Below are 24,269 nucleotides of genomic sequence, written 5' to 3'. Positions count from 1 at the left end.
TGGATATGGCCGGGAGCCTCACGAACCCGACTCTTTTAATCTTTCAAGGAGCAAAGAATGCTAATTCTAACTCGTCGAGTTGGTGAAACCCTCATGATTGGTGATGAGGTGACTGTAACGGTGCTGGGGGTTAAAGGTAACCAGGTCCGTATCGGTGTGAACGCCCCTAAAGAAGTTTCGGTGCATCGCGAAGAGATCTATCAGCGCATCCAGGCCGAAAAAACTCAGCCAACGAGTTACTAACGGATCCAGCGCCTCGCTGTTGATAGCGAGGCGCTACCGCTTTGTCTTAATTCCCTTCTGTTTCCTGTTCTGCCTCTGGCGCGTCACTTTCTCTGTTTCCGCAAATTCCCCCGCGTTTTTCTGTTGATAAATCACTCTTTTTGTCGTCAAAGTCGCCGGATTGCCTGTGATTTGTGCAATCAGGCAATTAGCGGGAAAAAATGGTTTGACTTATAAGTGCGGGAAAGTAATATGTGCGCCACGCAGTGCCGATGAGCGGAAACAAAGTTCAGCAGCACAGTTCGCAAGAACGCGTATGGTGAGGTGGCCGAGAGGCTGAAGGCGCTCCCCTGCTAAGGGAGTATGCGGTCAAAAGCTGCATCGAGGGTTCGAATCCCTCCCTCACCGCCATTACTGATGCATCCATAGCTCAGCTGGATAGAGTACTCGGCTACGAACCGAGCGGTCGGAGGTTCGAATCCTCCTGGATGCACCATCTGATGTGATTGACAGTATTCGATATCGTGTTAGCAGCGCGTATCACGGTGAGTAGTTGGCACCCTGCGTTATACAAGAATTAGTAATGCATCCATAGCTCAGCTGGATAGAGTACTCGGCTACGAACCGAGCGGTCGGAGGTTCGAATCCTCCTGGATGCACCATATTCAATAAGTTTGTCCGCAAGCATCCTTATAAAGTATTCCCTCAGGTTCGTCGTATTACCTCCCTAATTGCTTTTCCGATGCATCCATAGCTCAGCTGGATAGAGTACTCGGCTACGAACCGAGCGGTCGGAGGTTCGAATCCTCCTGGATGCACCATCTAGAGTTTCTCCCCAATTGCTTTCCCGATGCATCCATAGCTCAGCTGGATAGAGTACTCGGCTACGAACCGAGCGGTCGGAGGTTCGAATCCTCCTGGATGCACCATCTCCTGTTTTATTTCCCGTAATTCGCCACACTGCCCGATCCTGCGCGCGCCATAACCATACCTTTTCCGTTATTGGTATTCCTGACCGGTGAAAAAGCCGATTTATGATTGCGGCTGAATGCTAACTATGGCGAATTTATCATCGACACCGGGTGCGCAAACCTGGCAGAAAGCGCGGAATAAAGCACATTCTGGTCACCTCACCTTTATCTGATTTATAAAATCCCCAATGCTTTCAAAGCATTTGCTGTTAAGTACCAACAGCGACAACCCGGGGACTTTACGATAAAGTAGGTGCTGGTTGATACGATGCCTGGAGAGAGAATGTACGATCGGTATGACGGCTTGATTTTCGACATGGACGGCACCATTTTGGATACGGAGCCGACGCATCGTAAAGCCTGGCGCCAGGTGCTGGCCCGCTACGGCATGACCTTTGACGAAACCGCCATGATTGGGCTGAATGGTTCTCCTACCTGGCGCATTGCGCAGTTCATTATTGCCAGTCATCAGGCGGATCTTGATCCTTATCTACTGGCAGCAGAGAAAACCGCGGCGTTGAAAGAGATGCTGCTGGATTCAGTACAGCCGCTGCCCCTGGTTGAGGTGGTGAAGGCGTATCACGGACGGCGTCCAATGTCGGTCGGTACCGGCAGTGAACACGCGATGGCGGATATGTTGCTGCGTCATTTAGGTATTCGCGACTACTTTGATGCGCTTGTCGGCGCCGATGATGTTGAGCGCCATAAACCTGAGCCGGATACGTTTCTGCTCTGTGCCCGGCTGATGGGGGTCGAGCCGACGAAGTGCGTGGTATTCGAAGATGCTGATTTTGGCCTGCAGGCGGCAAAAGCCGCCGGCATGGATGTTGTTGATGTCCGTTTGCTGTGAGTGAGTGGCTGACTTACGGCTCGTTGTTTGCCAGTAGCTTTCTCAGCGCCACGCTGCTTCCTGGCAGCTCTGAAGTGCTATTGGTAGCTTTACTGATTACAGGGCAGTCATCAGTGATTGGGTTGATTTTTATCGCCGCATTGGGGAACACACTCGGCGGTTTGACAAATATTTTCCTTGGTCGCTTACTGCCGCGCAAAAATCAGCAGGGACGATGGCATGACACAGCAATGACGTGGTTGCATCGGTTAGGTCCTGCAGCACTGTTATTCAGCTGGTTGCCGTTAGTCGGCGATCTGCTCTGCGTTATGGCTGGCTGGCTGCGCTTCTCGTGGCTGCCAGTGGTGCTGTATTTAGCTATCGGTAAAACACTACGTTACATAGTGGTTGCGACCGCAACATTACAGGGCATGGAGTGGTGGCATTGATTCTCGCTGATTCGAGGCTACGGTTAACCTTATGCTAAACAATAATAAATTTTCTCTGAGCGGGAGGTCAATTTGATCCCGGACGTATCACAGGCGCTTTCCTGGCTGGAAGCGCATCCCAACGCGTTAACTGGCATTGGCCGCGGTATTGAACGTGAAACACTGCGCGTCAGGCCAGATGGCCGTCTGGCAACCACCGGACACCCTGACTCTCTTGGTGCGGCGCTGACCCATAAATGGATTACCACCGATTTCGCCGAGACGCTGCTCGAATTTATTACTCCCGTCGATCAGGATATCGATCACCTGCTGGCTTTCCTGCGTGATATCCACCGTCATGTCGCGCGCGACCTTGGTGAAGAGCGTATGTGGCCGTTTAGCATGCCGTGCTTTATTGATGGTGGTGAAGATATTGAGCTCGCACAATACGGGCGTTCAAATATTGGCCGGATGAAAACGCTATACCGCCAGGGGCTGAAACATCGCTATGGCGCGCTGATGCAGACCATCTCCGGCGTACATTATAACTTCTCACTGCCACTCTCTTTCTGGCAGGAGTGGGCCGGGGTAACAGATGCAGAGAGCGGTAAAGAGGCTATTTCTGACGGTTACCTGCGACTGATCCGCAACTACTACCGCTTCGGCTGGATTATTCCCTATCTGTTTGGCGCCTCGCCGGCTATCTGCTCCTCGTTCCTGCAGGGTAAAGAGAGCAACCTGCCATTTAAGCGTAGCGAGAAGGGCATGCTGTATATGCCATATGCCACATCGTTGCGTCTGAGCGACCTGGGTTACACCAACAAGTCGCAGAGCGGCCTTGGGATTACCTTTAATAATCTGCCTGATTATGTCGATGCGCTGAAGAAGGCGATTAAAACACCGTCGCCGGAATATGCGAAAATTGGCGTAAAAGACGCGCAGGGTGAATATCTGCAGCTCAATACTAATGTGCTGCAGATTGAAAATGAGCTCTATGCGCCGATTCGACCTAAACGGGTGACTAAATCGGGTGAAGCGCCTTCCGACGCGTTGTTGCGTGGCGGCATTGAATATATTGAAGTACGCTCGCTGGATATCAATCCTTTCTCACCGATTGGCGTTGACGCCAACCAGGTGCGTTTCCTCGATCTTTTCCTGATTTGGTGTACTCTGGCAGATGCGCCGGAAATGAGTAGTGATGAGCTGCTCTGCACCCGTAAAAACTGGAATCGCGTGATTCTGGAAGGGCGTAAACCGGGGCAGACTATCGGCATGGGGTGCGAGGCAGCCCAGGAACCGCTGATTGATGTCGGCAAAAAACTGTTCCGCGACCTGCGTCGCGTGGCGGAAACTTTAGATGGTAGTCAGGGCGATCATCATTATCAGGAAGTATGCGATCAACTGGTGGCGTCATTTGAGGATCCTGAACTGACCTATTCCGCGCGCACGCTGCACGCCATGATGGCCAATGGTATCGGCGGGGCAGGGTTAGCGCTGGCGGAGCAGTATCGCCATTTGCTGACTGAAGAGCCTTTAGACGTACTGACTGAAGAACAATTTGCTGAAGAGGCGCTGCGTTCCCGTGCCAGTCAGCAGCAGATTGAAGAGAGCGATACGCTGAGTTTTGACGAGTTCCTCGCCAGTAAGGCGGGCTAGAAAAGAAAAAGGCCACATCATTGTGGCCAAATTAACATCTCTGTTGTCAGGGATGATGATAACAAAATGCGCGTCTTTCACTAAGTAAGACGTACGGCGATAAGAAAAGTTTCATCGTTCTAAAAATATTTTCTAAAACAGGAGGTGACAATATGCCACTGCTGGATAGCTTTACCGTCGATCACACGATTATGGCCGCACCTGCGGTACGCGTTGCAAAAACCATGAATACGCCACATGGCGATGCCATCACCGTTTTTGACCTGCGTTTTTGCAAGCCGAACAAAGAAGTGATGCCAGAGCGTGGTATTCACACGCTGGAGCACCTGTTTGCCGGTTTTATGCGTAACCACCTCAACGGCGACGGTGTGGAAATTATTGATATCTCGCCAATGGGTTGCCGTACCGGTTTCTATATGAGCCTGATTGGCACGCCGGATGAGCAGCGTGTGGCCGCCGCCTGGAAAGCGGCGATGGCTGATGTGCTGAAAGTGACTGACCAGCGTAAGATTCCGGAACTGAACGAGTATCAGTGCGGAACGTACGAAATGCACTCGCTGGAGGAAGCACAGGAGATCGCACGTCATATCATCGATAGCGATATCCGCGTCAATCACAATGACGAACTGGCGCTGCCAAAAGAGAAACTGCAGGAATTACACCTGTAGGGGCGGTACCTCTGCCGCTATCGGCGGCGGAAGTTTAATGGCTCCGCTGGGGCCGGTGTTGTCGGGGCGGCATTGTGATGCCGCCCTTATTTATTTCAGGAACCCACGGATTCCTTCAGCGGCTGATGCGGCGTAATTCTGATCTGCTTAACCATATTTTCCTGCACATCAAGAATATCAATGTTGTAATTGCCCACTTTTACCGTGGTGCCGGCTGAGGGGATCTCTTCCAGCGCCTCCAGCAGCATGCCATTGACGGTGCGCGCTTCCTCTTCCGGTAATGTCCAGTTAAAGGCTTTATTCAGTTCGCGCACGTTGGCGCTGCCTTCAATCAGGACTGAGCCATCATTTTGCGGCACCACTTCTTCTGCCAGCGTCGGCGACATCGAGGTGGTGAAATCACCGACGATCTCTTCAAGGATATCTTCGATGGTAACCAGCCCTTTAATATCGCCATACTCATCGACCACCAGACCCGCTTTCTTCTTGTTGCGCTGGAATTTCACCAGTTGCACATTCAGGGGCGTGCCTTCCGGGACGTAATAGATTTCATCAGCGGCGCGCAGCAGGTTCTCTTTGGTGAACTCTTTTTTCTCGGTCATCATGCGCCAGGCTTCGCGCACCCGCAGCATACCGACAATATCATCCAGCGAGTCGCGATAAAGCACAATACGCCCGTGCGGCGAGTGGCTGAGCTGACGAATAATCGATTTCCAGTCGTCATTGACGTTGATACCGACAATCTCATTGCGCGGCACCATAATATCGTCAACGCTGACCTTCTCCAGGTCCAGTACCGACAGCAGCATATCCTGATTACGGCTCGACATCTTCGAGCGGGATTCATAGACGATGGTACGCAGTTCATCTTTACTCAGCGCGGCGCTAATCGCCCCGTCAGTCTTCATCCCGACCATATGCATCAGCAGGCGGGTAATGGTATTCAGCAGCCATACCAGCGGCATCATCACGATTTGCAGCGGTCCGAGCAGCACGCTGCTGGGAAAAGCCACTTTTTCCGGGTAGAGCGCGGCAACCGTCTTCGGCAGGACTTCGGCAAACACCAGCACCACAAACGTCAGTACCCCGGTGGCAATGGCGACGCCGGCGTCGCCATACAGGCGCATACCGACGATAGTTGCCAGTGAGGAAGCAAGAATATTGACCAGGTTATTGCCGATCAGCACCAGACTGATCAGGCGATCGGGACGGCGCAGCAGTTTCTCAACGCGGCGCGCGGCGCGATGGCCATTCTTCGCCTGATGACGCAGACGATAACGGTTGAGCATCATCATCCCGGTTTCCGAACTGGAGAAGTAGGCGGAAATCAGGACCATAATGATCAGGGTGATAATCAGGGTGGTGGTTGAAACATGTTCCAACGCGGAAATTCCTTGTGGTGAAAGGTCAGGACATGAGGTGCTGCAGTATGCGACTGCCAAAGTAGGCCATAGTCAGTAATAACGCGCCGCCACAGTTAAACCAGACGACACGCCGACCGCGCCGACCCTCATGGTAATGGCCCCAGAGCAATACGATATACACAAACCAGGCGAGAATCGACAGCACGGCTTTATCGACATTCTCCTGATTAAACAGATCCTGCATATAGAACAGGCCGGTGCAGAGTACCAGCGTCAGCAGCACCACACCCACCTGGGTAATGTGAAACATTTTACGCTCAATCACCATCAACGGTGGCATATCGTGACTGAATGCCAGTTTTTTATTTTTCAGTTGATAGTCAATCCACGCCAGCTGCAGCGCATAGAGCGCCGCGATAATCAGCGTTGCGTAAGCCAGCAGCGCCAGACCGATGTGGATCATCATGCCGGGGGTGGTTTCCAGATGGGTGATAAACGCATTAGGAACAAAAGTGGCAAACGCGAGGTTAATCAGCGCGAAACTATAGACCAGCGGCAATAACAACCAGCCGCGGTTGCGTGAGGCCACAATGGTCATAATGGTACAAATCAATAAGCTGACCAGCGATCCGATATTCAGCAGACTAAGATTCTGACCTCCCTCCATGGCGAAGATGCGCTGTTGCAGCGCAATGGCGTGCGCCACCAGCGCCACACCGGCCGAGAGAACCGCCAGACGCCGCCATGCGCTGTTCTTGCGTAACAGGCTGGGGATGATCAGGGCAAGGCTGATTGAGTAGGCGAGAAGCGCCAGAATCGCGAAAACGAACATAGATGTTGTCAGGTACCGGCCAGTGAATAAAAACAGCAGTATAGCGCCAGCCGCAGCTTGCACCAAACGTTCTCATCGTCGATTGCAGAGATCGTCATCGCTTCGTGTTATAATCCGCCGAATTGTGTCGCCTGGGCGACCTCTCTTATACGACGTTGAGCGAGAGACAATGTTTGATAATTTAACCGATCGTTTGTCGCAGACCCTGCGCAATATCAGTGGCCGCGGAAGGCTGACCGAAGAGAACATCAAAGAAACCCTGCGCGAAGTGCGCATGGCGCTGCTGGAGGCGGACGTTGCCCTGCCGGTAGTACGTGATTTTATCAATCGCGTCAAAGAGCGCGCGGTAGGTCATGAAGTGAATAAAAGCCTGACACCAGGTCAGGAGTTCGTCAAGATCGTCAGGAACGAACTGGTGGTGGCGATGGGTGAGGAAAATAACACCCTGAACCTCGCCGCTCAGCCGCCGGCCGTCGTGCTGATGGCCGGCCTGCAGGGTGCCGGTAAAACCACCAGCGTGGCGAAACTGGGTAAGTTCCTGCGCGAAAAGCATAAAAAGAAAGTGCTGGTGGTGTCGGCCGACGTTTATCGTCCGGCGGCAATCCGTCAGCTGGAGACCCTGGCGGAACAGGTGGGCGTCGATTTTTGTCCGTCCGACCTTAGCCAGAAGCCGGTAGATATTGTTACCGGCGCGCTGCAACAGGCAAAACTGAAATTCTACGATGTGCTGCTGGTGGATACCGCCGGTCGTTTACACGTCGATGAAGCGATGATGGACGAAATCAAACAGGTGCACGCCGCGATTAATCCGGTGGAAACCCTGTTTGTTGTCGATGCCATGACCGGCCAGGATGCGGCGAATACCGCCAAAGCCTTTAATGAAGCCCTGCCGCTGACCGGCGTGGTGCTGACCAAGGTTGACGGTGATGCGCGCGGCGGTGCGGCACTCTCCATTCGTCATATTACCGGCAAGCCGATTAAATTTATGGGCGTCGGTGAAAAAACCGATGCTCTGGAGCCATTCTACCCGGAGCGTATTGCTTCGCGCATTCTCGGTATGGGCGATGTACTGTCGCTGATTGAAGATATCGAAAGCAAAGTAGACCGCGCACAGGCGGAAAAACTGGCGACCAAGCTGAAAAAGGGCGACGGTTTCGATCTTAACGACTTCCTTGAGCAACTGAAACAGATGCGCAATATGGGCGGTATGGCCAGCCTGATGGGCAAACTGCCCGGTATGGGACAGCTGCCTGACAATGTGAAGTCGCAGATGGATGACAAAGTTCTGGTGCGAATGGAAGCGATGATCAACTCCATGACGCGCAAAGAGCGTGAGAAGCCAGAAATTATTAAAGGTTCGCGTAAGCGCCGTATTGCGACCGGTTCCGGTATGCAGGTGCAGGACGTAAACCGCTTGCTGAAGCAGTTCGACGACATGCAGCGTATGATGAAAAAGATGAAGAAAGGCGGCATGGCGAAGATGATGCGCGGCATGAAAGGTATGATGCCTCCGGGATTCCCTGGTCGCTGAGTGGGTCCGAAAGATGCTGGCGTGAAAGCATAGTAAGCTTTAGATTGCTTTTTGCGCCAAAATGAGTAAAATTTTCGGGCTTTTTATATTGCACCCGGGCCCCGCCCCTCGCTGGGGCCCGGGTGTTTTATTAACTAAAGAGGATGTTATGGTAACAATTCGTTTGGCACGTCACGGCGCTAAAAAGCGTCCGTTCTATCAGGTAGTCGTCACTGACAGCCGCAATGCACGTAACGGTCGCTTCATCGAGCGCGTAGGCTTCTTCAACCCGATCGCTACTGGTCAGGCTGAGCCACTGCGTCTGGATCTGGACCGTATTGAGCACTGGGTTGGCCAGGGCGCAACGCTTTCTGATCGCGTTAACGCGCTGATCAAACAAGCAAAAAAAGCAGCTTAATCTGTCACGGTGGTCAACATGAGCAAGCAACTCGCCGCAAAAGCCCCTGTTAAGCCGCTTATACTCGGCAAAATGGGTGGCGCCTACGGTATCCGTGGTTGGCTCAAAGTGTTTTCCTCCACCGAAGACGCCGAAAGTATTTTTGACTATCAGCCGTGGTTTATCCAACGTGCGGGTCAATGGCAGCTTATCGAGCTGGAAGGCTGGAAGCGCCACAATCAGGACATGATCATCAAAGTCAAAGGCGTTGACGATCGTGATGCTGCGGGAATGTTCACCAATTGCGAAATTGTGGTTGATTCCGAGCAGTTGCCAGAGCTGGATAGTGGTGATTATTACTGGAAAGACCTTATCGGTTGCCAGGTTGTCACTACCACCGGCTATGAGCTGGGTAAAGTCACTGAGTTGATGGAAACCGGTTCAAACGATGTTCTCGTCGTCAGGGCTAACCTGAAAGATGCATTCGGTGCGAAGGAGCGGTTAATTCCGTTTCTTGATGAACAGGTTATCAAGAATGTCGATCTCACTACCGGCACCATTGAAGTAGATTGGGATCCTGGTTTTTGACCTCCGAACACAGCGGTAAGCAGGCGGTACCATCAATGTGGATTGGCATAATTAGCCTGTTTCCAGAGATGTTTCGCGCGATTACTGACTACGGAGTAACGGGTCGGGCAGTAAAAAATGGCCTGCTCAGCATTCAGAGCTGGAGTCCTCGCGACTTCGCTCATGATCGGCACCGTACCGTAGACGAACGTCCTTACGGCGGCGGACCGGGAATGCTAATGATGGTGCAACCTTTACGGGACGCCATCCACGCAGCAAAAGCGGCGGCAGGAGAAGGTGCCAGGGTGATTTATCTTTCACCTCAGGGGCGCAAACTTGACCAGAATGGCGTTTGCGAACTGGCGACGCATCAGAAGTTAATTCTGGTGTGTGGTCGTTATGAAGGGATTGATGAGCGTGTAATCAAAACCGAGATCGACGAAGAATGGTCGATTGGCGATTACGTACTCAGTGGTGGCGAACTGCCAGCAATGACCCTGATTGATTCAGTATCCCGGTTTATTCCCGGCGTACTGGGCAAACAGGCTTCAGCCGAAGAAGATTCATTTTCGGATGGTTTGCTGGATTGTCCACACTACACCCGCCCTGAAGTGTTAGCCGGGATGGAGGTTCCGCCAGTTTTACTGTCGGGCAACCATGCCGATATTCGCCGCTGGCGCCTGAAACAGTCGCTGGGCCGTACCTGGCTTAGAAGACCTGAACTTCTGGAAAACCTGGCTCTGACTGAAGAGCAAGCAAGGTTGCTGGCAGAGTTCCAACGGGAATTCTCCAGGCACCAAAACGATGATACGGAAGGTAAAGCGTAACGCTGCCTCCTTAAATATCAGTTTACCCAGGATAAGAGATTTAATTATGAGCAACATTATTAAGCAAATTGAACAAGAGCAGATGAAACAGGACGTACCTTCATTCCGTCCGGGTGACTCGGTGGAAGTGAAAGTATGGGTCGTTGAAGGTTCTAAAAAACGTCTGCAGGCATTCGAGGGCGTGGTTATCGCTATTCGTAACCGCGGTCTGCACTCTGCATTCACTGTTCGTAAAATTTCCAACGGCGAAGGTGTTGAGCGTGTATTCCAGACTCACTCACCGGTAATCGACAGCATTGCTGTTAAACGTCGTGGCGCCGTGCGTAAAGCCAAACTGTACTACCTGCGTGAGCGTACTGGTAAGTCTGCTCGTATTAAAGAGCGTCTTAGCTAAGATACAGCTTGCGCTGCATCCAAAAGTTAATAGCAAACAAGGGGTTGGCCGATGTGCCAGCCCCTTTTTTTTTACCGTTCCGCCAGCCGGTTGGGGGAATATCTGAACCCCTGCTGTACGGGAACCATTAATGGCTCCCGTCCCGATGGCGGCAGTAGTGCAAACCATTGATACGGGCGGAATAAATCCCGCCCCTACGGCAGAATACCTGGCCCCAGCTGTAGGGGAGCCATTAATGGCTCCCGTCCCGATGGCGGCAGTAGTGCAAACCATTGATACGGGCGGAATAAATCCCGCCCCTACGGCAGAATATCTGAACCCCTGCTGTAGGGGAGCCATTAATGGCTCCCGTCCTGATGGCGGCAGTAGTGCAAACCATTGATACGGGCGGAATAAATTCCGCCCCTACGGCAGAATATCTGAACCCCTGCTGTAGGGGAGCCATTAATGGCTCCCGTCCTGATGGCGGCAGTAGTGCAAACCATTGATACGGGCGGAATAAATTCCGCCCCTACGGCAGAATACCTGGCCGCTGCTGTAGGGGAGCCATTAATGGCTCCCGTCCCGATGGCGGCAGTAGTGCAAACCATTGATACGGGCGGAATAAATCCCGCCCCTACGGCAGAATACCTGGCCCCTGCTGTAGGGGAGCCATTAATGGCTCCCGTCCTGATGGCGGCAGTAGTGCAAACCATTGATACGGGCGGAATAAATCCCGCCCCTACGGCAGAATACCTGGCCCCAGCTGTAGGGGAGCCATTAATGGCTCCCGTCCCGTCTTGAACGTCAAGCTTTGCGTCCCATGGCAGTCAGTCACCGCTGATACAGCGTACGGTAATCGGCACTGAGGGGCCTGGGGCTGATGCTAATGGGCTATCGCCGTTGCGGGTGGAAATGTGACTGGCTAAACGCCACCTCACGCGCGGCGGAGCGGCTGGAAAGCCTATTCCGCCCGGCGTAAATGGTAGATGGCGGTATTTACCGGGCCGCTGTCGAGAATAATCAGGCCGTAACGCAGATCGATAAATTCAGCGCCGCTGGCTACCGCCACCGCACGGCTCGCCAGGTTCGCTTCCGCCGCCAGAATTTCGATGGTGTTAATCTGCGGATGCCGGAAGGCCAGTTCCGTGAGTTGCCTGACCGCCTGACGTGCAATACCCCGGCGCTGCTGACTGCTGCGTACCCAGTAACCGATGGCGGCAAGGCTGGTGTTATCCTGCGGGTAGCGTAGTCCGGCGCCCCCTAATAACTGACCTTTATCGTCGTAAATGCCCAATTCATCGGCTTCGCCTTTCTCCCGCTGCATATGCGTAAAGGCGAACCATTGGCGCGCTTCTTTTTTATTGTAACCAGCGTGCGCCCATACCATCCACGGCAATAAGCTCTCCAGTGATTCATTAATTGCCGTCGCAAATGCGCCGGCATCCTGCATGGCAAAAGGGCGAAGGTGAATATTCATTGGCAGCTCCTGGCTGGTCTCTGCGGCTTTACAGCATAAAACGATGCTCACAGGATTGCGATCTTTGTGCAGGTAACGGATTTTACGGCGGTTTTTCACCCTTGCGCCGCAAAGCGTTGCCATTGAATGTAAATATAAGTGTACACAAATCATTTACCATGGTTAAATTTATCTATATGATTTATATAATTTTAATTGAATATTATTGACCGATTTATTATTGGTGGTAAATAAAGTGTACATCTATGGATTGCGGGCTTTACGTTCTGTGATAAAGTAGCTGCAACCTCATTGAGGATCATGACGAACGCATAAACGAGTGAGTAAGGATCAGGATCATGCAAAAAGACGCGCTGAATAATGTTCATATTGCCGATGAACAAATATTAATTACTCCGGAAGAACTGAAAAAACAGTTCCCGTTAAACACCCAGCTGGAAGCGCAGATTTCCGCTTCACGTCAGATCATTTCTGACATTATTAGCGGTAAAGATCACCGCTTACTGGTGGTGTGTGGACCTTGTTCGATTCACGATCCTGAAGCCGCGTTAGAATATGCCCGTTCTCTGAAAAATCTCTCTGAACAGTTGAAGGATCAGCTGTATATCGTTATGCGCGTCTATTTTGAAAAACCCCGTACTACCGTCGGCTGGAAAGGGTTGATCAACGATCCTTATATGGATAACTCATTCGATATGGAAGCGGGTCTGCATATTGCACGTCGCCTGCTGCTGGATCTGGTGGCGATGGGGCTGCCGCTGGCGACGGAGGCGCTGGATCCTAACAGCCCGCAATACCTCGGCGATCTGTTTAGCTGGTCAGCAATTGGCGCGCGTACCACTGAATCGCAAACGCACCGCGAAATGGCTTCTGGTCTGTCGATGCCGGTTGGGTTTAAGAATGGTACTGACGGCAGCCTTGGCACGGCAATTAATGCGATGCGGGCAGCGTCGATGCCACACCGTTTTGTCGGTATCAACCAGGCGGGCCAGGTTTGCCTGCTGCAAACCCAGGGTAATCCGGATGGCCATGTGATTTTACGCGGCGGTAAAGCGCCGAACTACGGCCCGGAAGACGTTGCGCAGTGTGAAAAAGAGATGCTCCAGGCGGGACTCCGTCCATCCTTGATGATAGATTGCAGTCATGGCAATTCAAACAAAGACTTTCGTCGTCAGCCGGGCGTGGCTGAGTCTGCAATTGCGCAGATTAAAGATGGCAACCGTTCGATTATCGGTCTGATGCTGGAAAGTAACATCAACGAAGGCAATCAGTCATCTGAACAGCCACGCAGCGCCATGCGCCACGGTGTTTCCGTTACTGATGCCTGCATCAACTGGGAAACTACCGATACGCTGCTGCGTGATATTCATCAGAGCCTGAATGGGGTGCTGACGGCGCGTCTGTCACAAGAGGTTTAATGTATGGTGGCTGAACTGACCGCGCTACGCGATCAAATCGATGAAGTTGATAAAACGTTGCTCGATCTGCTGGCCAGACGACTGGAGCTGGTTGCTGAAGTCGGCGAAGTAAAAAGCCGTTACGGATTACCGATTTATGTCCCGGAACGCGAAGCTACGATGCTGGCTTCGCGGCGTAAAGAGGCGGAAGCACTCGGCGTGCCGCCTGATTTGATTGAGGATGTTTTACGCCGGGTAATGCGTGAATCCTACTCAAGCGAGAATGAAAAAGGCTTTAAAACCCTGTGTCCCGGGTTACGTCCGGTAGTGATTGTTGGCGGCAGGGGACAGATGGGCCGGCTGTTTGAAAAGATGCTAACCCTGTCGGGCTATCAGGTGCAGATCCTTGATAAAGGTGACTGGGATCAGGCGGAAAGCATGCTGAGTAATGCCGGTATGGTCATTATCAGCGTACCGATCCATCTGACAGAGCAGGTGATTGGCGAACTGCCGAAATTGCCGGATGACTGCATCCTGGTGGATCTGGCGTCGGTAAAAAATCGTCCGCTGCAGGCGATGCTGGCGGCACACAGCGGCCCGGTATTGGGTCTGCACCCGATGTTTGGTCCGGACAGCGGCAGCCTGGCAAAACAGGTTGTGGTGTGGTGTGACGGTCGCCAGCCGGAAGCGTACCAGTGGTTGCTGGAGCAAATTCAGGTATGGGGCGCACGGCTGCATCGTATCAGTGCAGTAGAGCATGACCAGAATATGGCGTTTATCCAGGCGCTGCGTCACTTCGCCACTTTTGCTTATGGTCTGCATCTGGCGGAAGAGAATGTACAACTGGAACAGCTGCTGGCGCTGTCGTCACCGATTTACCGCCTTGAGCTGGCGATGGTCGGGCGTCTGTTTGCGCAGGATCCGCAGCTGTATGCCGACATTATTATGTCTTCCGGTCGTAACCTTGAGCTAATCAAACGTTACCATCAGCGTTTTGGCGAGGCGATTAAGTTACTGGAGCAGGGCGACAAGCAGGCGTTTATCGACAGTTTCCGTCGCGTTGAGCACTGGTTTGGTGATTATGCCAAACGTTTCCTGGTGGAGAGTCGTACCCTGTTGCGTCAGGCTAATGACAATCGCTTGTAATAAATCCACGGGCGGCATTGCGGCCGCCCATGCTGCAGATCGCCGCTGTTATTGATTAAACCCCGCCGTTTGCAGCAGATGCTGCGCTTCTTCACTTAACAGAAACTGTGCCAGTGGCTCCGCCGGTGGCCGGCAGAGTGCAAAACCGTAGTCTATGGCTGGCTGATAGCGCTGAGGAATCGCAAAGACCCGCAGCGCCGCGTCAGTGCGTAATTCCGGCAGATAGCTGGCATAACCGAGAAACAGCTCGGCACGATGATTAGCAATGATCCAGCTGGCGGCAAGTTGTCCGGCAGGAACCGGCAGACTTTCAGCCCCGCCCACCAGACTTAATGCGCGCGCTTTCAGGCTGTTGCCGACGCCCGGATGCTGCTGCTCAATACGATCAAACAGTTGCCAGCTGTAATCGCCGGAGGGATCGCTGCGCGGCGTGGAGGTAGCCAGCCGCAGCTCTGGTCGGGTGAGCAGCGTCAGCCAGTCGTCGCCAGGATTAACCCTCGCCGCCTGCGCCGTCAGGCAGAGGCGATTATGGGCAAATACCGCCACCTGCAGAGCATACCCCTGCTGTTGTAGCGCCTGTGGATGGGCCAGATTGGCTGAGGCAAACAGATCACAACCTTCGCCGCTGAGAATCCGCTGACGCAACAGTCCGGCGGGTGCGAATGCCGTTTCCACCTCAATGCCGCTTTGCTGGCGGAACAGGGCCATCAGCGCTGGCCATACCTTACGCAGGCTGCCAGCTGCCAGCACCCGCAAGCCGGACATTATGGCGCCCCGTGATAATCGGTGCGGTAAAAACGCTGATACCAGTTTTGCGCCAGCTTCTGCATATCAATATCGGCAAATTTTTCCGGATAGAGTTTTTTCGCCATCCACAGTTCACCCAGACCAAGCGCTTCAGGCATCGGATAACCCCATGCTTTAGCATATTCCGGCATCAGATACACCCGATGCTGTTTCACCGCATCGATCGGCTGCCACTGCGCGGCGCTGGTAATCTGCGCCGGTACTTCCGGATAACGATCCTGCACAAAAATGACCTGTGGATCCCACGCCAGCACCTGCTCCATTGCCACTTGCTTAAAGCCTTTGACCGTCGCGGCGGCAACATTGAGCGCACCGGCATGAGCCATCATCAGACCGGTATATTTGCCGGAGCCGTAGGTCGTAAGTTCGGGATTCGCCATATAGACGCGAATGCGCTGCTGCGGGGGAATATCTTTTAAGCGCTGAGCGATCAATGCACGCTGCGCAAATGCGGCCTGGATTAAGGCCTCGGCCTGTTGCTGACGGTTGACCACGCTGCCAATCAGGCGGATACCCTCTTTCAGCCCCTGGTCGTAAGCTTTATCTTCATCCTGCAACGAGGGGTTAAGCTGCGCCTGCTGTTGCTTATCGCCTGAGCGCAGGGAGATGGCGATCACCGGGATGCCCAGCTGTGAGATTTGAACGATCATCTCCTGCGGCGCGTAGTTGGTGACAAATACCACCTGCGGATGTAGCGCAACCAGCTTTTCCGGATCGACATGGGTTAAATCACCCAGCAGCGGCACGCCGTTTAATGCCGGTACCAGGCGCTGATAGTTATCGCCCAGTTGCTGCTTCCAGTTGCTGAGAATACCCACCATGGTTTGTGTGGCGTCGAGCTGGACCAGCAGATTAAGCGTCTGATGCTGTAGCACCACAACGCGATCGACCCGATCAGGAATCGTGACCTGGCGACCTAGCTGGTCAGTGACCTGGCGCGCGGCCAGTGAGGAAAAGGAAGTCGCCAGCAGAAAAAACAGCACCGCGAAGTGCTTTACTCGTATAGACATGATCATCACCTTATCGTTATATACTTTATGATATAGCGATAAGCGAAGCGGGTAAATCACTGTTTGGCGCGAGGATCGGTGTGCCTGGCGACCGATCCTCAGCGGCGATTATTGCGGATCCACCGGTACGACATTTTCGCTCGGATAGCAGCCGAGTACTTTCAGCGAGCGGGTAATGGCGCTCAGTTCGCGCAGCGCCTGCTGCATCTCTTCAGAACGCAGGTTGCCCTGCACATCGATATAAAACATCTCTTCCCACGGGTTGCCATTAATCGGACGTGATTCGAGTTTGCTCATAATCAGATTGTGCTGACGCAGTACCAGCAGCGCTTCGACCAGGGCGCCGGCCTGCTGGCCAGTGGCCATAATCAGCGTTGTTTTTGCCGGTACCTGCGGCGATACTTCTACCGGTTTTCGCGCCAGAATAATGAAGCGGGTAATGTTCTGCTGTTGGTTCGCCAGATCGCGTTCCAGTACCTGCAGGTTATACAGCTCGCCACCGGCTTCACTGCCCAGCGCTGCGGCTTTCGGCGTGTTGAGTGCGGCAACTTTCTCCATCGCGGCGGCGGTACTTTCGGTGTATTCAATTTTCCAGTGCGGGAAGCGGTTAATAAACTGGCTGCACTGCTGGAAAGGTTGCGGATGGCTGTATACCGTTTCAATCTGCTGTAAATCGGTACTGCCGGATACCAGTACACAGTGATTAATCGGTACCGTCATTTCGCCGACCAGCGACAGGCTGGTTTGCTGCAGCAGGTCGTAGACATCATTGATGGAGCCGGAGGTGGTATTTTCGATTGGCAACACCGCATAATCGGCCTGACCGGTCTCTACCTGCCTGATAATGTCATGAAATTTCAGGCAGCCACTCTCAATAAAATGTTCGAAGTGACGTGCCGCATAGCGACGTGCGGCCAGGTGGGAGTAAGAACCTTTCGGACCGAGAAAGGCGATACGCGCCGACTGGACGTTGGTCTGGTTAAGCTGTTTTTGCAGTAATGCCTGCTGGGTCAGAACCGAATCTTCAATGATTTGCTGGAACAGGCGGGTGATGTAGTGAGCATCAAGCTGGTGCTGCTGGCCGACAGTAATCAGATGTTCCAGCAGATCACGCTCACGATCGATATCGCGAATCGGTCGTTGTGTGGCCATTTTGGCTTTTGCCACTTCAATTGCCAGCCCGCGACGTTCAGCCAGCAGCATTAATAATCTTTCATCAACGGCGCTGATTTTATCACGCAGAGCCAACAGAGGGTTTTCGGTGTTCATTAATCGCTACCTGTCAGATATCCAAAAAAAAAGCCTCCCGCTTGGGAGGCTTTGTTGTTCGTCTTCGCATTCATTCTTACACGACGAATTGCCTCCCAATCAGGGGAAGGTAAAAAAGAATGCGAAGAAGAACGGCTGCTGTTTCATGGTGGTTTCCATCATCAGTAAGCGTTTACAGTAACCGCTGTAATTTATCACTGTCAATAAAAAACGCGCCCGCAGGCGCGTTGTTGCTGTTTAACCTTTTACTCTTCATCAATCACGCTGGCATCTTTGACGCTGGCACCAGCGCGGCGTGCTTCGCCTTTATGCTGAACTTTATTCAGCTGACGCTCCAGTTTGTTAATCAAATCGTTGATCGCCGCGTACATATCTTCATTTTTTGCGCTGGCAATCAGAGGCCCATTCGGCGTGTTAATCGTCGCGTCAGCGACAAATTCTTTTGGCTCTTTCGACAGAACGATATGCGGATTTATCAGATGGGTTTGCCACTTTTCAAGCTTGGCGAGACGGTCCTCGACATGCTGGCGGATTGCCGCCGTGATTTCCATTTGCTTGCTGGTAATGTTCAGAACCATGGTACTTACCTCTCTGTCATTTCCGTCTTGGTGAGTCCAGCATAGCGCGAAAAAGCCCGCGATGTGTGCTTCAGATCGCGAAAATTTGTCACTTTTTGTCAATCAACAAAAATCTGTGAAATGGTCGGATAAATACGCGTGAAGGGCTTGCCGCTGCGGTGTTTAGCGGGCATTATTGATGAGTTAACCCGGCCGGGAAATCTCAAATGTGATGTTTTTTCAGCCAAAAAAATGGCAGCCTGCAGGCTGCCATTTTTGATCCCGATAATTACGCCTGATTAGTGGCGATAATTTTTGCTATCTTCTCGGCTTCAGCATTTAACTGCAGCTGGCGGTACGCATTTTCCATCAACGGCAGGGCAGTTCGTGTCGCCTGCGTATCCGGATAATCCTTCATCATCTGTTCTACGCGATTAACCACAGCGACATAAGCACCACGCTTAGTATAGAATTGCGCCACGGAAAGCTCATACTTAGCCAGACGATCTTTCAGATACACCAGGCGTTTGTGCGCATCAGCGGCATACTGGCTGTTTGGATAGCCGCGCAACAACTGGGTGAAGTCACGGAAGGCATCGCGTGCATGTTCAGGATCGCGGTCTGATCGATCAACACCAAAGAAGCCCTGCAGTGCTGAATCATCCAGAGCCATATCCGTCAGACCCTTCATATAAATGACATAGTCGATATTTGGATGGGTCGGATTCAGGCGCATAAAGCGATCGATGGAAGCCTGAGCCAGTGGTAAATCGGCATTTTTATAGTAAGCGTAGATCAGATCTAGCTGAACTTGCTGGGAGTAAGGGCCGAACGGGTAGCGGTTATCTAGCGCTTCCAGTTGCGTTATTGCTCCTTTAAAGTTACCGTCCTGCAGTTTTTGCTGGGCCGTAGCGTAAAGCTCAGATGGTGGGCTGTCAGGAACCACATCCTTGGAGCTGGAACAACCAACCAGTGCCAGGCTCAACGTGGCTGCAGCCACCAGATATTTCATACGCGTCATGACGATTTGATTATCCTCAAGTGTTATTGCGGAAGCTGTCCGTTAAGCTCCCTTTAGTGACCAGGTACGATAGCACATTATATTAAACGGCATCGCCGTGAAAACCCAACGTTAACGAAGAAGCTGTTTATGGCACAACTAGTACAACTCACCGCAACGGTGTCCGAATCACAACTCGGACAACGCTTAGATCAGGCTTTAGCGGAAATGTTCCCTGATTATTCACGTTCTCGCATAAAAGAGTGGATCCTTGACCGTCGGGTGATGGTTAACGGCAACGTGATCGATAAGCCGAAAGAAAAAGTGCTGGGTGGCGAAAAGGTCGCTATCAATGCCGAAATTGAAGAAGACGCGCGCTGGGAAGCCCAGGATATCGCGCTGAACATTGTTTATGAAGATGACCATATACTGGTGATTAATAAGCCGCGTGACCTGGTGGTCCACCCCGGCGCGGGGAATCCTGACGGTACGGTACTGAATGCCTTGCTGCATTATTATCCGGCAATCGCCGATGTGCCGCGTGCGGGCATTGTGCATCGTCTGGATAAAGACACCACCGGTTTGATGGTGGTGGCGAAAAGCGTACCGGCGCAGACCCATCTGGTGGAGTCACTGCAACTGCGTGAAATCACCCGTGAGTATGAAGCGGTCGCTATCGGCAATATGACGGCGGGCGGTACGGTTAATGAGCCGATTAGCCGTCACTCCACCAAGCGCACCCATATGGCGGTGCATCCGATGGGGAAACCGGCCACTACCCACTACCGCATTATGGAGCATTTCCGTGCCCATACGCGGCTGCGGCTGCGGCTGGAAACCGGTCGTACCCATCAGATCCGTGTGCATATGGCGCATATTAACCATCCGCTGGTGGGCGATCAGCTATATGGCGGTCGTCCGCGTCCGCCGAAAGGCGCATCCGAGGCGTTTATTACCACCTTGCGTCAGTTTGATCGTCAGGCACTGCACGCTACCATGCTGCGCCTCTATCATCCGATCACCGGCATCGAAATGGAGTGGCATGCGCCATTACCACAGGATATGGTCGATTTAATCGATGCGCTGAAAGCCGATACCGAAGAATTTAAAGATCAGATGAACTGGTGATGAGCGAACTGATTATTCCCGACTGGCCTGCGCCGGCCAATGTCCGCGCCTGTTCCACCACGCGTGCCGGAGGCGTAAGTCGCGCCCCCTGGGATGCGCTGAATCTGGGTTCGCATGTGGGGGACGATCAGCTCGCGGTTCAGGCTAACCGCGAACGTTTGCTGGCGATGGCCGGTTTACCCGCGATGCCGGTCTGGCTGGATCAGGTGCATGGCACTGATGTTCTGCGTCTGAACGGCAGCGTGCCGCCGGTGTTGCGTGCGGATGCGGCCTGGACCGATCAACCGGCGGTAGTTTGCGCCGCGATGACAGCGGACTGTTTACCGGTGCTGTTCTGTTCGCAGGACGGTAAACAGGTGGCGGCGGCTCATGCCGGATGGCGCGGGCTGCACGCCGGCGTGTTAGAAGCGACGCTGGCCGCTTTCTCTTGTCCCCCGGGCGATATTCATGCCTGGATGGGGCCGGCGATCGGTCCCGCGGCTTTTGAGGTGGGGAGTGAGGTGTTTGCTGCCTTTGTCTCTCACCATCCACAAGCCGCGCTGGCATTTAAGCCATCTGGCGAAAAGTATTTTGCCGATATCTGGCTGCTGGCACGTCAGCGCCTGGAGGCGCAGGGCGTGCGTTCCATCAGTGGCGGCGGGCGCTGCACTCTGACGCAAAGCGAACAATTTTTCTCCTATCGACGTGATGGTATCACCGGCCGCCTGGCAAGTTTGATCTGGCTGATATAACCTAGTGCCTCAAGACGATCCAGATAGCGTGTTTTTTCACCTATAAATTCAGGTCAATAACCTTGAAAAATTTGAGGGATGACCTCATCTAATCTCCAGTAGCATTTTGACCTGTATGGGAGGAATTATGCGTCTGGATCGTCTTACTAACAAATTCCAGTTGGCTCTCGCCGACGCCCAGTCACTCGCTCTCGGGCGCGACAACCAATTTATTGAACCTCTGCACCTGATGAGCGCCTTGCTCAATCAGGAAGGCGGATCGGTTCGTCCGTTACTCACCACGGCTGGCGTTAATGTCGCTGCGTTAAGCACCGGCATTGAGCAGGCGATTAGCCGTTTACCCCAGGTAGAAGGCACCGGCGGTGATGTTCAGCCTTCAGCCGACCTGGTTCGGGTACTCAATCTTTGTGACAAGCTGGCGCAAAAGCGTGGCGACAACTTTATATCATCTGAATTATTTGTTCTGGCAGCACTCGACTCGCGCGGCTCGGTGGCGGATTTACTGAAATCTGCAGGCGCAACCAGCGACAAGCTGACCAATGCCATTGAGCAAATGCGTGGAGGGGACAGCGTGAACGATCAAGGGGCTGAAGATCAGCGCCAGGCTTTAAAGAAATATACTATCGACCTGACCGAGCGTGCGGAACAAGGCAAGCTTGACCCGGTTATTGGTCGTGACGAAGAGATTCGCCGCACCATTCAGGTACTGCAACGCCGAACCAAAAATAACCCGGTGCTGATTGGTGAACCTGGCGTGGGTAAAACTGCGATTGTTGAAGGTCTGGCGCAGCGCATTATTAATGGTGAAGTGCCGGAAGGGCTAAAAGGCCGCCGCGTGCTGTCACTGGATATGGGCTCGCTGGTGGCGGGGGCGAAATACCGCGGTGAGTTTGAAGAGCGTCTGAAAGGGGTGCTGAGCGATCTGTCAAAACAGGAAGGCAACGTCATTCTGTTTATCGATGAGCTGCATACCATGGTTGGCGCCGGTAAGGCCGACGGCGCGATGGATGCCGGCAATATGCTGAAACCGGCGCTGGCGCGCGGTGAATTACACTGTGTCGGGGCCACTACCCTTGATGAATATCGCCAGTACATCGAAAAAGATGCCGCGCTGGAGCGTCGTTTCCAGAAGGTGTTTGTCGCTGAGCCGAGCGTTGAAGACACCATCGCGATTCTGCGTGGGTTAAAAGAGCGCTATGAACTGCACCACCATGTGCAGATCACTGACCCGGCAATCGTTGCGGCGGCTACCTTGTCGCATCGCTATATTGCCGATCGTCAGCTGCCGGATAAAGCCATCGACCTGATTGATGAAGCCGCGTCCAGCATTCGTATGCAAATTGACTCGAAACCGGAAGCGCTCGACCGTCTGGAACGTCGTATTATTCAGCTGAAGCTGGAGCAGCAGGCGCTGAAGAAAGAGTCGGATGATGCCAGTGTTAAGCGTTTAGATATGCTGGAAGAGGAACTGGCGCAGAAAGAGCGCGAGTACTCAGCGCTGGAAGAGGAGTGGAAAGCTGAGAAAGCGTCACTTTCCGGTACCCAGACGATTAAAGCCGAACTGGAACAGGCCAAGCTGTCACTTGAGCAGGCGCGTCGCGTCGGCGATTTGGGCAAAATGTCTGAACTGCAGTATGGCCAAATCCCGGAACTGGAAAAACAGCTGGCGTCAGCCACCCAGTCAGAAGGTAAGACCATGCGTCTGTTACGTAATCGCGTAACCGACGTTGAGATTGCCGATGTGCTGGCGCGCTGGACCGGTATTCCGGTCGCACGCATGATGGAAGGCGAGCGTGAGAAGCTGCTGCGTATGGAGCATGATCTTCACCACCGGGTAATTGGTCAGGATGAGGCGGTTGAAGCGGTATCAAATGCCATTCGCCGTAGTCGCGCCGGGTTAGCCGATCCAAACCGTCCGATTGGCTCGTTCCTGTTCCTCGGACCAACCGGGGTGGGTAAAACGGAGTTATGTAAGGCGCTGGCGAACTTCCTGTTCGACAGCGACGATGCGATGGTGCGTATCGATATGTCGGAATTTATGGAAAAACACTCAGTGTCGCGTCTGGTTGGGGCGCCTCCGGGATATGTCGGTTATGAAGAGGGCGGTTACCTGACGGAAGCGGTACGTCGTCGTCCTTATTCCGTCATTCTGCTCGACGAAGTTGAGAAAGCGCATCCGGATGTATTCAACATTCTGTTGCAGGTGCTGGATGATGGTCGGCTGACTGACGGGCAGGGCAGAACCGTTGACTTCCGTAACAGCGTAGTGATCATGACCTCGAACCTGGGTTCCGATCTGATTCAGGAACGTTTTGGTGACCTGAACTACGCCGAGATGAAGGATATGGTGATGACGGTGGTGGGGCATCATTTCCGCCCAGAGTTTATTAACCGTATTGATGAGCTGGTGGTATTCCATCCGCTGGGTGAACAGCATATTGCTTCAATTGCTAAAATCCAGTTGCAGCGTCTGTATCAGCGTCTGGAAGAACGTGGTTTCAGCATTCATATCTCTGATGAGGCAGTGAAGCTGATTGGCGAAAATGGTTACGATCCGGTTTACGGCGCGCGGCCATTAAAACGTGCCATCCAGCAGCAAATTGAGAACCCGCTGGCGCAACAGATTCTGTCTGGTGCGCTGATCCCAGGGAAAATGATTGAGATGGATGTGCAGGATGGCCAGATCGTGGCCCATCAATAAATCGATGTCACAGTTTAAAACGGGCCGTAAAGGCCCGTTTTTGTATGTTAATCACACAATTTATGACCTTTGTTACCCTGGTTGCATAAAAAACAGGCACCCGAACAATTAATTGCATTTAATACTTGTCACCCGTCAGGAATTGCCTATAATGCGCCTCCACTGACCCGGAACAACGACTTAGCAGTCGCCGATTCAGGAAGAGGAAAGTGAATAAATCCTTGACTCTTTAGCGGTGAAGCGTAATATACGCAGCCCGCGCCACAGAATATCGTGGCACTGCTCTTTAACAATTTATCAGACAATCTGTGTGGGCACTCGCAGGGTTGATATCGCAAACCATCTCCGGATGGAAAAAATTTGAAATATCAAGTCTCAAGAGTGACTACTATATTCATT

At 52.9% G+C, this 24,269-nt stretch carries 23 protein-coding genes, 5 tRNA genes, 1 pseudogene and 1 other annotated feature; of the genes and pseudogenes, 20 read left to right on the top strand and 9 right to left on the bottom strand.

The window, feature by feature from the left end; genetic code table 11:
* Positions 1-57 precede the first annotated feature (57 nt).
* From csrA to luxS, 10 genes and pseudogenes are all read left to right on the top strand, one after another.
* Positions 58-243, top strand: coding sequence for a carbon storage regulator CsrA (gene csrA, locus JWF83_RS23400; protein ID WP_026112062.1), 186 nt, complete (start codon positions 58-60; stop codon positions 241-243).
* Between the two features lie 297 nt (positions 244-540).
* Positions 541-633 (top strand) — tRNA-Ser (locus tag JWF83_RS23395).
* Between the two features lie 8 nt (positions 634-641).
* A tRNA-Arg gene (locus JWF83_RS23390) sits at positions 642-718 on the top strand.
* Between the two features lie 89 nt (positions 719-807).
* Positions 808-884 (top strand) — tRNA-Arg (locus tag JWF83_RS23385).
* Positions 885-966: 82 nt separating this feature from the next.
* Positions 967-1,043 (top strand) — tRNA-Arg (locus tag JWF83_RS23380).
* A gap of 31 nt (positions 1,044-1,074) precedes the next feature.
* Positions 1,075-1,151: transfer RNA gene (locus JWF83_RS23375), tRNA-Arg, on the top strand.
* 325 nt (positions 1,152-1,476) lie between these two features.
* On the top strand, positions 1,477-2,043 hold the full coding sequence (yqaB, locus tag JWF83_RS23370) for a fructose-1-phosphate/6-phosphogluconate phosphatase (protein ID WP_413652900.1): 567 nt from the start codon (positions 1,477-1,479) through the stop codon (positions 2,041-2,043).
* On the top strand, positions 2,040-2,471 hold the full coding sequence (locus tag JWF83_RS23365; RefSeq protein ID WP_413652899.1) for a YqaA family protein: 432 nt from the start codon (positions 2,040-2,042) through the stop codon (positions 2,469-2,471). The genes yqaB and JWF83_RS23365 overlap by 4 nt, the downstream gene beginning before the upstream one ends.
* A gap of 31 nt (positions 2,472-2,502) precedes the next feature.
* A pseudogene (gshA, locus tag JWF83_RS23360) lies at positions 2,503-4,106 on the top strand (glutamate--cysteine ligase).
* 152 nt (positions 4,107-4,258) lie between these two features.
* Entirely contained in the window at positions 4,259-4,774 is a 516-nt protein-coding gene (gene luxS, locus JWF83_RS23355) for an S-ribosylhomocysteine lyase (RefSeq protein WP_413652898.1), read from the top strand.
* Between the two features lie 95 nt (positions 4,775-4,869).
* Here the strand turns inward: luxS and JWF83_RS23350 are convergent, their stop codons facing one another.
* Both JWF83_RS23350 and JWF83_RS23345 read right to left on the bottom strand, forming a co-directional pair.
* A complete protein-coding gene (locus tag JWF83_RS23350) occupies positions 4,870-6,156 on the bottom strand; it encodes an HlyC/CorC family transporter (RefSeq protein ID WP_413652897.1) in 1,287 nt (428 codons plus the stop codon).
* A 25-nt stretch (positions 6,157-6,181) separates the two neighbouring features.
* A complete protein-coding gene (locus JWF83_RS23345; protein WP_413652896.1) occupies positions 6,182-6,970 on the bottom strand; it encodes an inner membrane protein YpjD in 789 nt (262 codons plus the stop codon).
* 169 nt (positions 6,971-7,139) lie between these two features.
* On the opposite strand from JWF83_RS23345, the gene ffh reads away from it, so the two are divergent.
* The 5 genes from ffh (at position 7,140) to rplS (ending at position 10,665) form a co-directional block, all read left to right on the top strand.
* Entirely contained in the window at positions 7,140-8,501 is a 1,362-nt protein-coding gene (gene ffh, locus JWF83_RS23340) for a signal recognition particle protein (RefSeq protein ID WP_413652895.1), read from the top strand.
* A gap of 148 nt (positions 8,502-8,649) precedes the next feature.
* Entirely contained in the window at positions 8,650-8,898 is a 249-nt protein-coding gene (gene rpsP, locus JWF83_RS23335; protein ID WP_413652894.1) for a 30S ribosomal protein S16, read from the top strand.
* Positions 8,899-8,916: 18 nt separating this feature from the next.
* Positions 8,917-9,465 carry a ribosome maturation factor RimM gene (rimM, locus tag JWF83_RS23330; protein WP_413652893.1) on the top strand — a complete coding sequence of 183 codons (549 nt, stop codon included), beginning with the start codon at positions 8,917-8,919 and terminating at the stop codon, positions 9,463-9,465.
* 35 nt (positions 9,466-9,500) lie between these two features.
* Positions 9,501-10,271: a tRNA (guanosine(37)-N1)-methyltransferase TrmD gene (gene trmD / locus JWF83_RS23325; protein WP_413652892.1), complete on the top strand. Its 771-nt coding sequence runs from the start codon at positions 9,501-9,503 to the stop codon at positions 10,269-10,271.
* Positions 10,272-10,317: 46 nt separating this feature from the next.
* Positions 10,318-10,665, top strand: a complete 348-nt coding sequence (rplS, locus tag JWF83_RS23320; protein WP_137230882.1) for a 50S ribosomal protein L19 — start codon at positions 10,318-10,320, stop codon at positions 10,663-10,665.
* A 943-nt stretch (positions 10,666-11,608) separates the two neighbouring features.
* Here rplS and JWF83_RS23315 read toward each other — a convergent pair.
* Complete coding sequence (locus tag JWF83_RS23315; RefSeq protein WP_413652891.1) at positions 11,609-12,124, bottom strand: GNAT family N-acetyltransferase; 516 nt, start codon at positions 12,122-12,124, stop codon at positions 11,609-11,611.
* A 338-nt stretch (positions 12,125-12,462) separates the two neighbouring features.
* On the opposite strand from JWF83_RS23315, the gene JWF83_RS23310 reads away from it, so the two are divergent.
* Positions 12,463-13,542 carry a 3-deoxy-7-phosphoheptulonate synthase gene (locus tag JWF83_RS23310; RefSeq protein ID WP_413652890.1) on the top strand — a complete coding sequence of 360 codons (1,080 nt, stop codon included), beginning with the start codon at positions 12,463-12,465 and terminating at the stop codon, positions 13,540-13,542.
* 3 nt (positions 13,543-13,545) lie between these two features.
* Positions 13,546-14,667 (top strand): bifunctional chorismate mutase/prephenate dehydrogenase, encoded by a 1,122-nt coding sequence (tyrA, locus tag JWF83_RS23305; RefSeq protein WP_413652889.1) that lies wholly within the window; start codon positions 13,546-13,548, stop codon positions 14,665-14,667.
* Positions 14,668-14,715: 48 nt separating this feature from the next.
* Here the strand turns inward: tyrA and JWF83_RS23300 are convergent, their stop codons facing one another.
* The 6 genes from JWF83_RS23300 to bamD all read right to left on the bottom strand — a co-directional run bounded on the left by JWF83_RS23300 (position 14,716) and on the right by bamD (position 19,331).
* Positions 14,716-15,432 (bottom strand): substrate-binding domain-containing protein, encoded by a 717-nt coding sequence (locus tag JWF83_RS23300; RefSeq protein ID WP_413652888.1) that lies wholly within the window; start codon positions 15,430-15,432, stop codon positions 14,716-14,718.
* Positions 15,432-16,484, bottom strand: coding sequence for an ABC transporter substrate-binding protein (locus tag JWF83_RS23295; RefSeq protein ID WP_413652887.1), 1,053 nt, complete (start codon positions 16,482-16,484; stop codon positions 15,432-15,434). The genes JWF83_RS23300 and JWF83_RS23295 overlap by 1 nt, the downstream gene beginning before the upstream one ends.
* A gap of 108 nt (positions 16,485-16,592) precedes the next feature.
* Positions 16,593-17,753 (bottom strand): bifunctional chorismate mutase/prephenate dehydratase, encoded by a 1,161-nt coding sequence (gene pheA, locus JWF83_RS23290; protein ID WP_413652886.1) that lies wholly within the window; start codon positions 17,751-17,753, stop codon positions 16,593-16,595.
* 23 nt (positions 17,754-17,776) lie between these two features.
* Positions 17,777-17,901, bottom strand: a sequence feature (Phe leader region).
* The gene (gene pheL / locus JWF83_RS23285) at positions 17,853-17,900 is read right to left on the bottom strand and encodes a pheA operon leader peptide PheL (RefSeq protein ID WP_413653044.1); all 48 of its coding nucleotides are present in this window, start codon (positions 17,898-17,900) and stop codon (positions 17,853-17,855) included. Its footprint overlaps the feature before it by 48 nt.
* A 97-nt stretch (positions 17,902-17,998) precedes the next feature.
* The gene (raiA, locus tag JWF83_RS23280; RefSeq protein WP_413652885.1) at positions 17,999-18,331 is read right to left on the bottom strand and encodes a ribosome-associated translation inhibitor RaiA; all 333 of its coding nucleotides are present in this window, start codon (positions 18,329-18,331) and stop codon (positions 17,999-18,001) included.
* 268 nt (positions 18,332-18,599) lie between these two features.
* The gene (gene bamD, locus JWF83_RS23275; RefSeq protein ID WP_413652884.1) at positions 18,600-19,331 is read right to left on the bottom strand and encodes an outer membrane protein assembly factor BamD; all 732 of its coding nucleotides are present in this window, start codon (positions 19,329-19,331) and stop codon (positions 18,600-18,602) included.
* A gap of 129 nt (positions 19,332-19,460) precedes the next feature.
* Here bamD and rluD point away from each other — a divergent pair, with 129 nt between their 5' ends.
* The 3 genes from rluD (at position 19,461) to clpB (ending at position 23,870) form a co-directional block, all read left to right on the top strand.
* Complete coding sequence (gene rluD, locus JWF83_RS23270; protein WP_413652883.1) at positions 19,461-20,438, top strand: 23S rRNA pseudouridine(1911/1915/1917) synthase RluD; 978 nt, start codon at positions 19,461-19,463, stop codon at positions 20,436-20,438.
* Entirely contained in the window at positions 20,438-21,169 is a 732-nt protein-coding gene (gene yfiH / locus JWF83_RS23265; RefSeq protein WP_413652882.1) for a purine nucleoside phosphorylase YfiH, read from the top strand. The genes rluD and yfiH overlap by 1 nt, the downstream gene beginning before the upstream one ends.
* Positions 21,170-21,284: 115 nt before the next feature.
* A complete protein-coding gene (clpB, locus tag JWF83_RS23260; protein WP_413652881.1) occupies positions 21,285-23,870 on the top strand; it encodes an ATP-dependent chaperone ClpB in 2,586 nt (861 codons plus the stop codon).
* Positions 23,871-24,269: the final 399 nt, after the last annotated feature.

The organism is Pantoea sp. B65, assembly GCF_047308185.1.
GTDB lineage: Bacteria > Pseudomonadota > Gammaproteobacteria > Enterobacterales > Enterobacteriaceae > Erwinia.
The sequence above is the reverse complement of the archived record's forward strand: the minus strand, read 5'-3'. Positions and strand labels throughout refer to the sequence as shown.

Bases quoted from the DNA above. Each gene is read 5' to 3' on its own strand.
- csrA (WP_026112062.1), top strand. From the start codon at position 58: ATGCTAATTCTAACTCGTCGAGTTGGTGAAACCCTCATGATTGGTGAT.
- yqaB (WP_413652900.1), top strand. From the start codon at position 1,477: ATGTACGATCGGTATGACGGCTTGATTTTCGACATGGACGGCACCATT.
- luxS (WP_413652898.1), top strand. From the start codon at position 4,259: ATGCCACTGCTGGATAGCTTTACCGTCGATCACACGATTATGGCCGCA.
- JWF83_RS23345 (WP_413652896.1), bottom strand. From the start codon at position 6,970: ATGTTCGTTTTCGCGATTCTGGCGCTTCTCGCCTACTCAATCAGCCTT.
- ffh (WP_413652895.1), top strand. From the start codon at position 7,140: ATGTTTGATAATTTAACCGATCGTTTGTCGCAGACCCTGCGCAATATC.
- rpsP (WP_413652894.1), top strand. From the start codon at position 8,650: ATGGTAACAATTCGTTTGGCACGTCACGGCGCTAAAAAGCGTCCGTTC.
- rimM (WP_413652893.1), top strand. From the start codon at position 8,917: ATGAGCAAGCAACTCGCCGCAAAAGCCCCTGTTAAGCCGCTTATACTC.
- trmD (WP_413652892.1), top strand. From the start codon at position 9,501: ATGTGGATTGGCATAATTAGCCTGTTTCCAGAGATGTTTCGCGCGATT.
- rplS (WP_137230882.1), top strand. From the start codon at position 10,318: ATGAGCAACATTATTAAGCAAATTGAACAAGAGCAGATGAAACAGGAC.
- JWF83_RS23315 (WP_413652891.1), bottom strand. From the start codon at position 12,124: ATGAATATTCACCTTCGCCCTTTTGCCATGCAGGATGCCGGCGCATTT.
- JWF83_RS23310 (WP_413652890.1), top strand. From the start codon at position 12,463: ATGCAAAAAGACGCGCTGAATAATGTTCATATTGCCGATGAACAAATA.
- tyrA (WP_413652889.1), top strand. From the start codon at position 13,546: ATGGTGGCTGAACTGACCGCGCTACGCGATCAAATCGATGAAGTTGAT.
- JWF83_RS23300 (WP_413652888.1), bottom strand. From the start codon at position 15,432: ATGTCCGGCTTGCGGGTGCTGGCAGCTGGCAGCCTGCGTAAGGTATGG.
- JWF83_RS23295 (WP_413652887.1), bottom strand. From the start codon at position 16,484: ATGTCTATACGAGTAAAGCACTTCGCGGTGCTGTTTTTTCTGCTGGCG.
- pheA (WP_413652886.1), bottom strand. From the start codon at position 17,753: ATGAACACCGAAAACCCTCTGTTGGCTCTGCGTGATAAAATCAGCGCC.
- raiA (WP_413652885.1), bottom strand. From the start codon at position 18,331: ATGGTTCTGAACATTACCAGCAAGCAAATGGAAATCACGGCGGCAATC.
- bamD (WP_413652884.1), bottom strand. From the start codon at position 19,331: ATGACGCGTATGAAATATCTGGTGGCTGCAGCCACGTTGAGCCTGGCA.
- rluD (WP_413652883.1), top strand. From the start codon at position 19,461: ATGGCACAACTAGTACAACTCACCGCAACGGTGTCCGAATCACAACTC.
- yfiH (WP_413652882.1), top strand. From the start codon at position 20,438: ATGAGCGAACTGATTATTCCCGACTGGCCTGCGCCGGCCAATGTCCGC.
- clpB (WP_413652881.1), top strand. From the start codon at position 21,285: ATGGGAGGAATTATGCGTCTGGATCGTCTTACTAACAAATTCCAGTTG.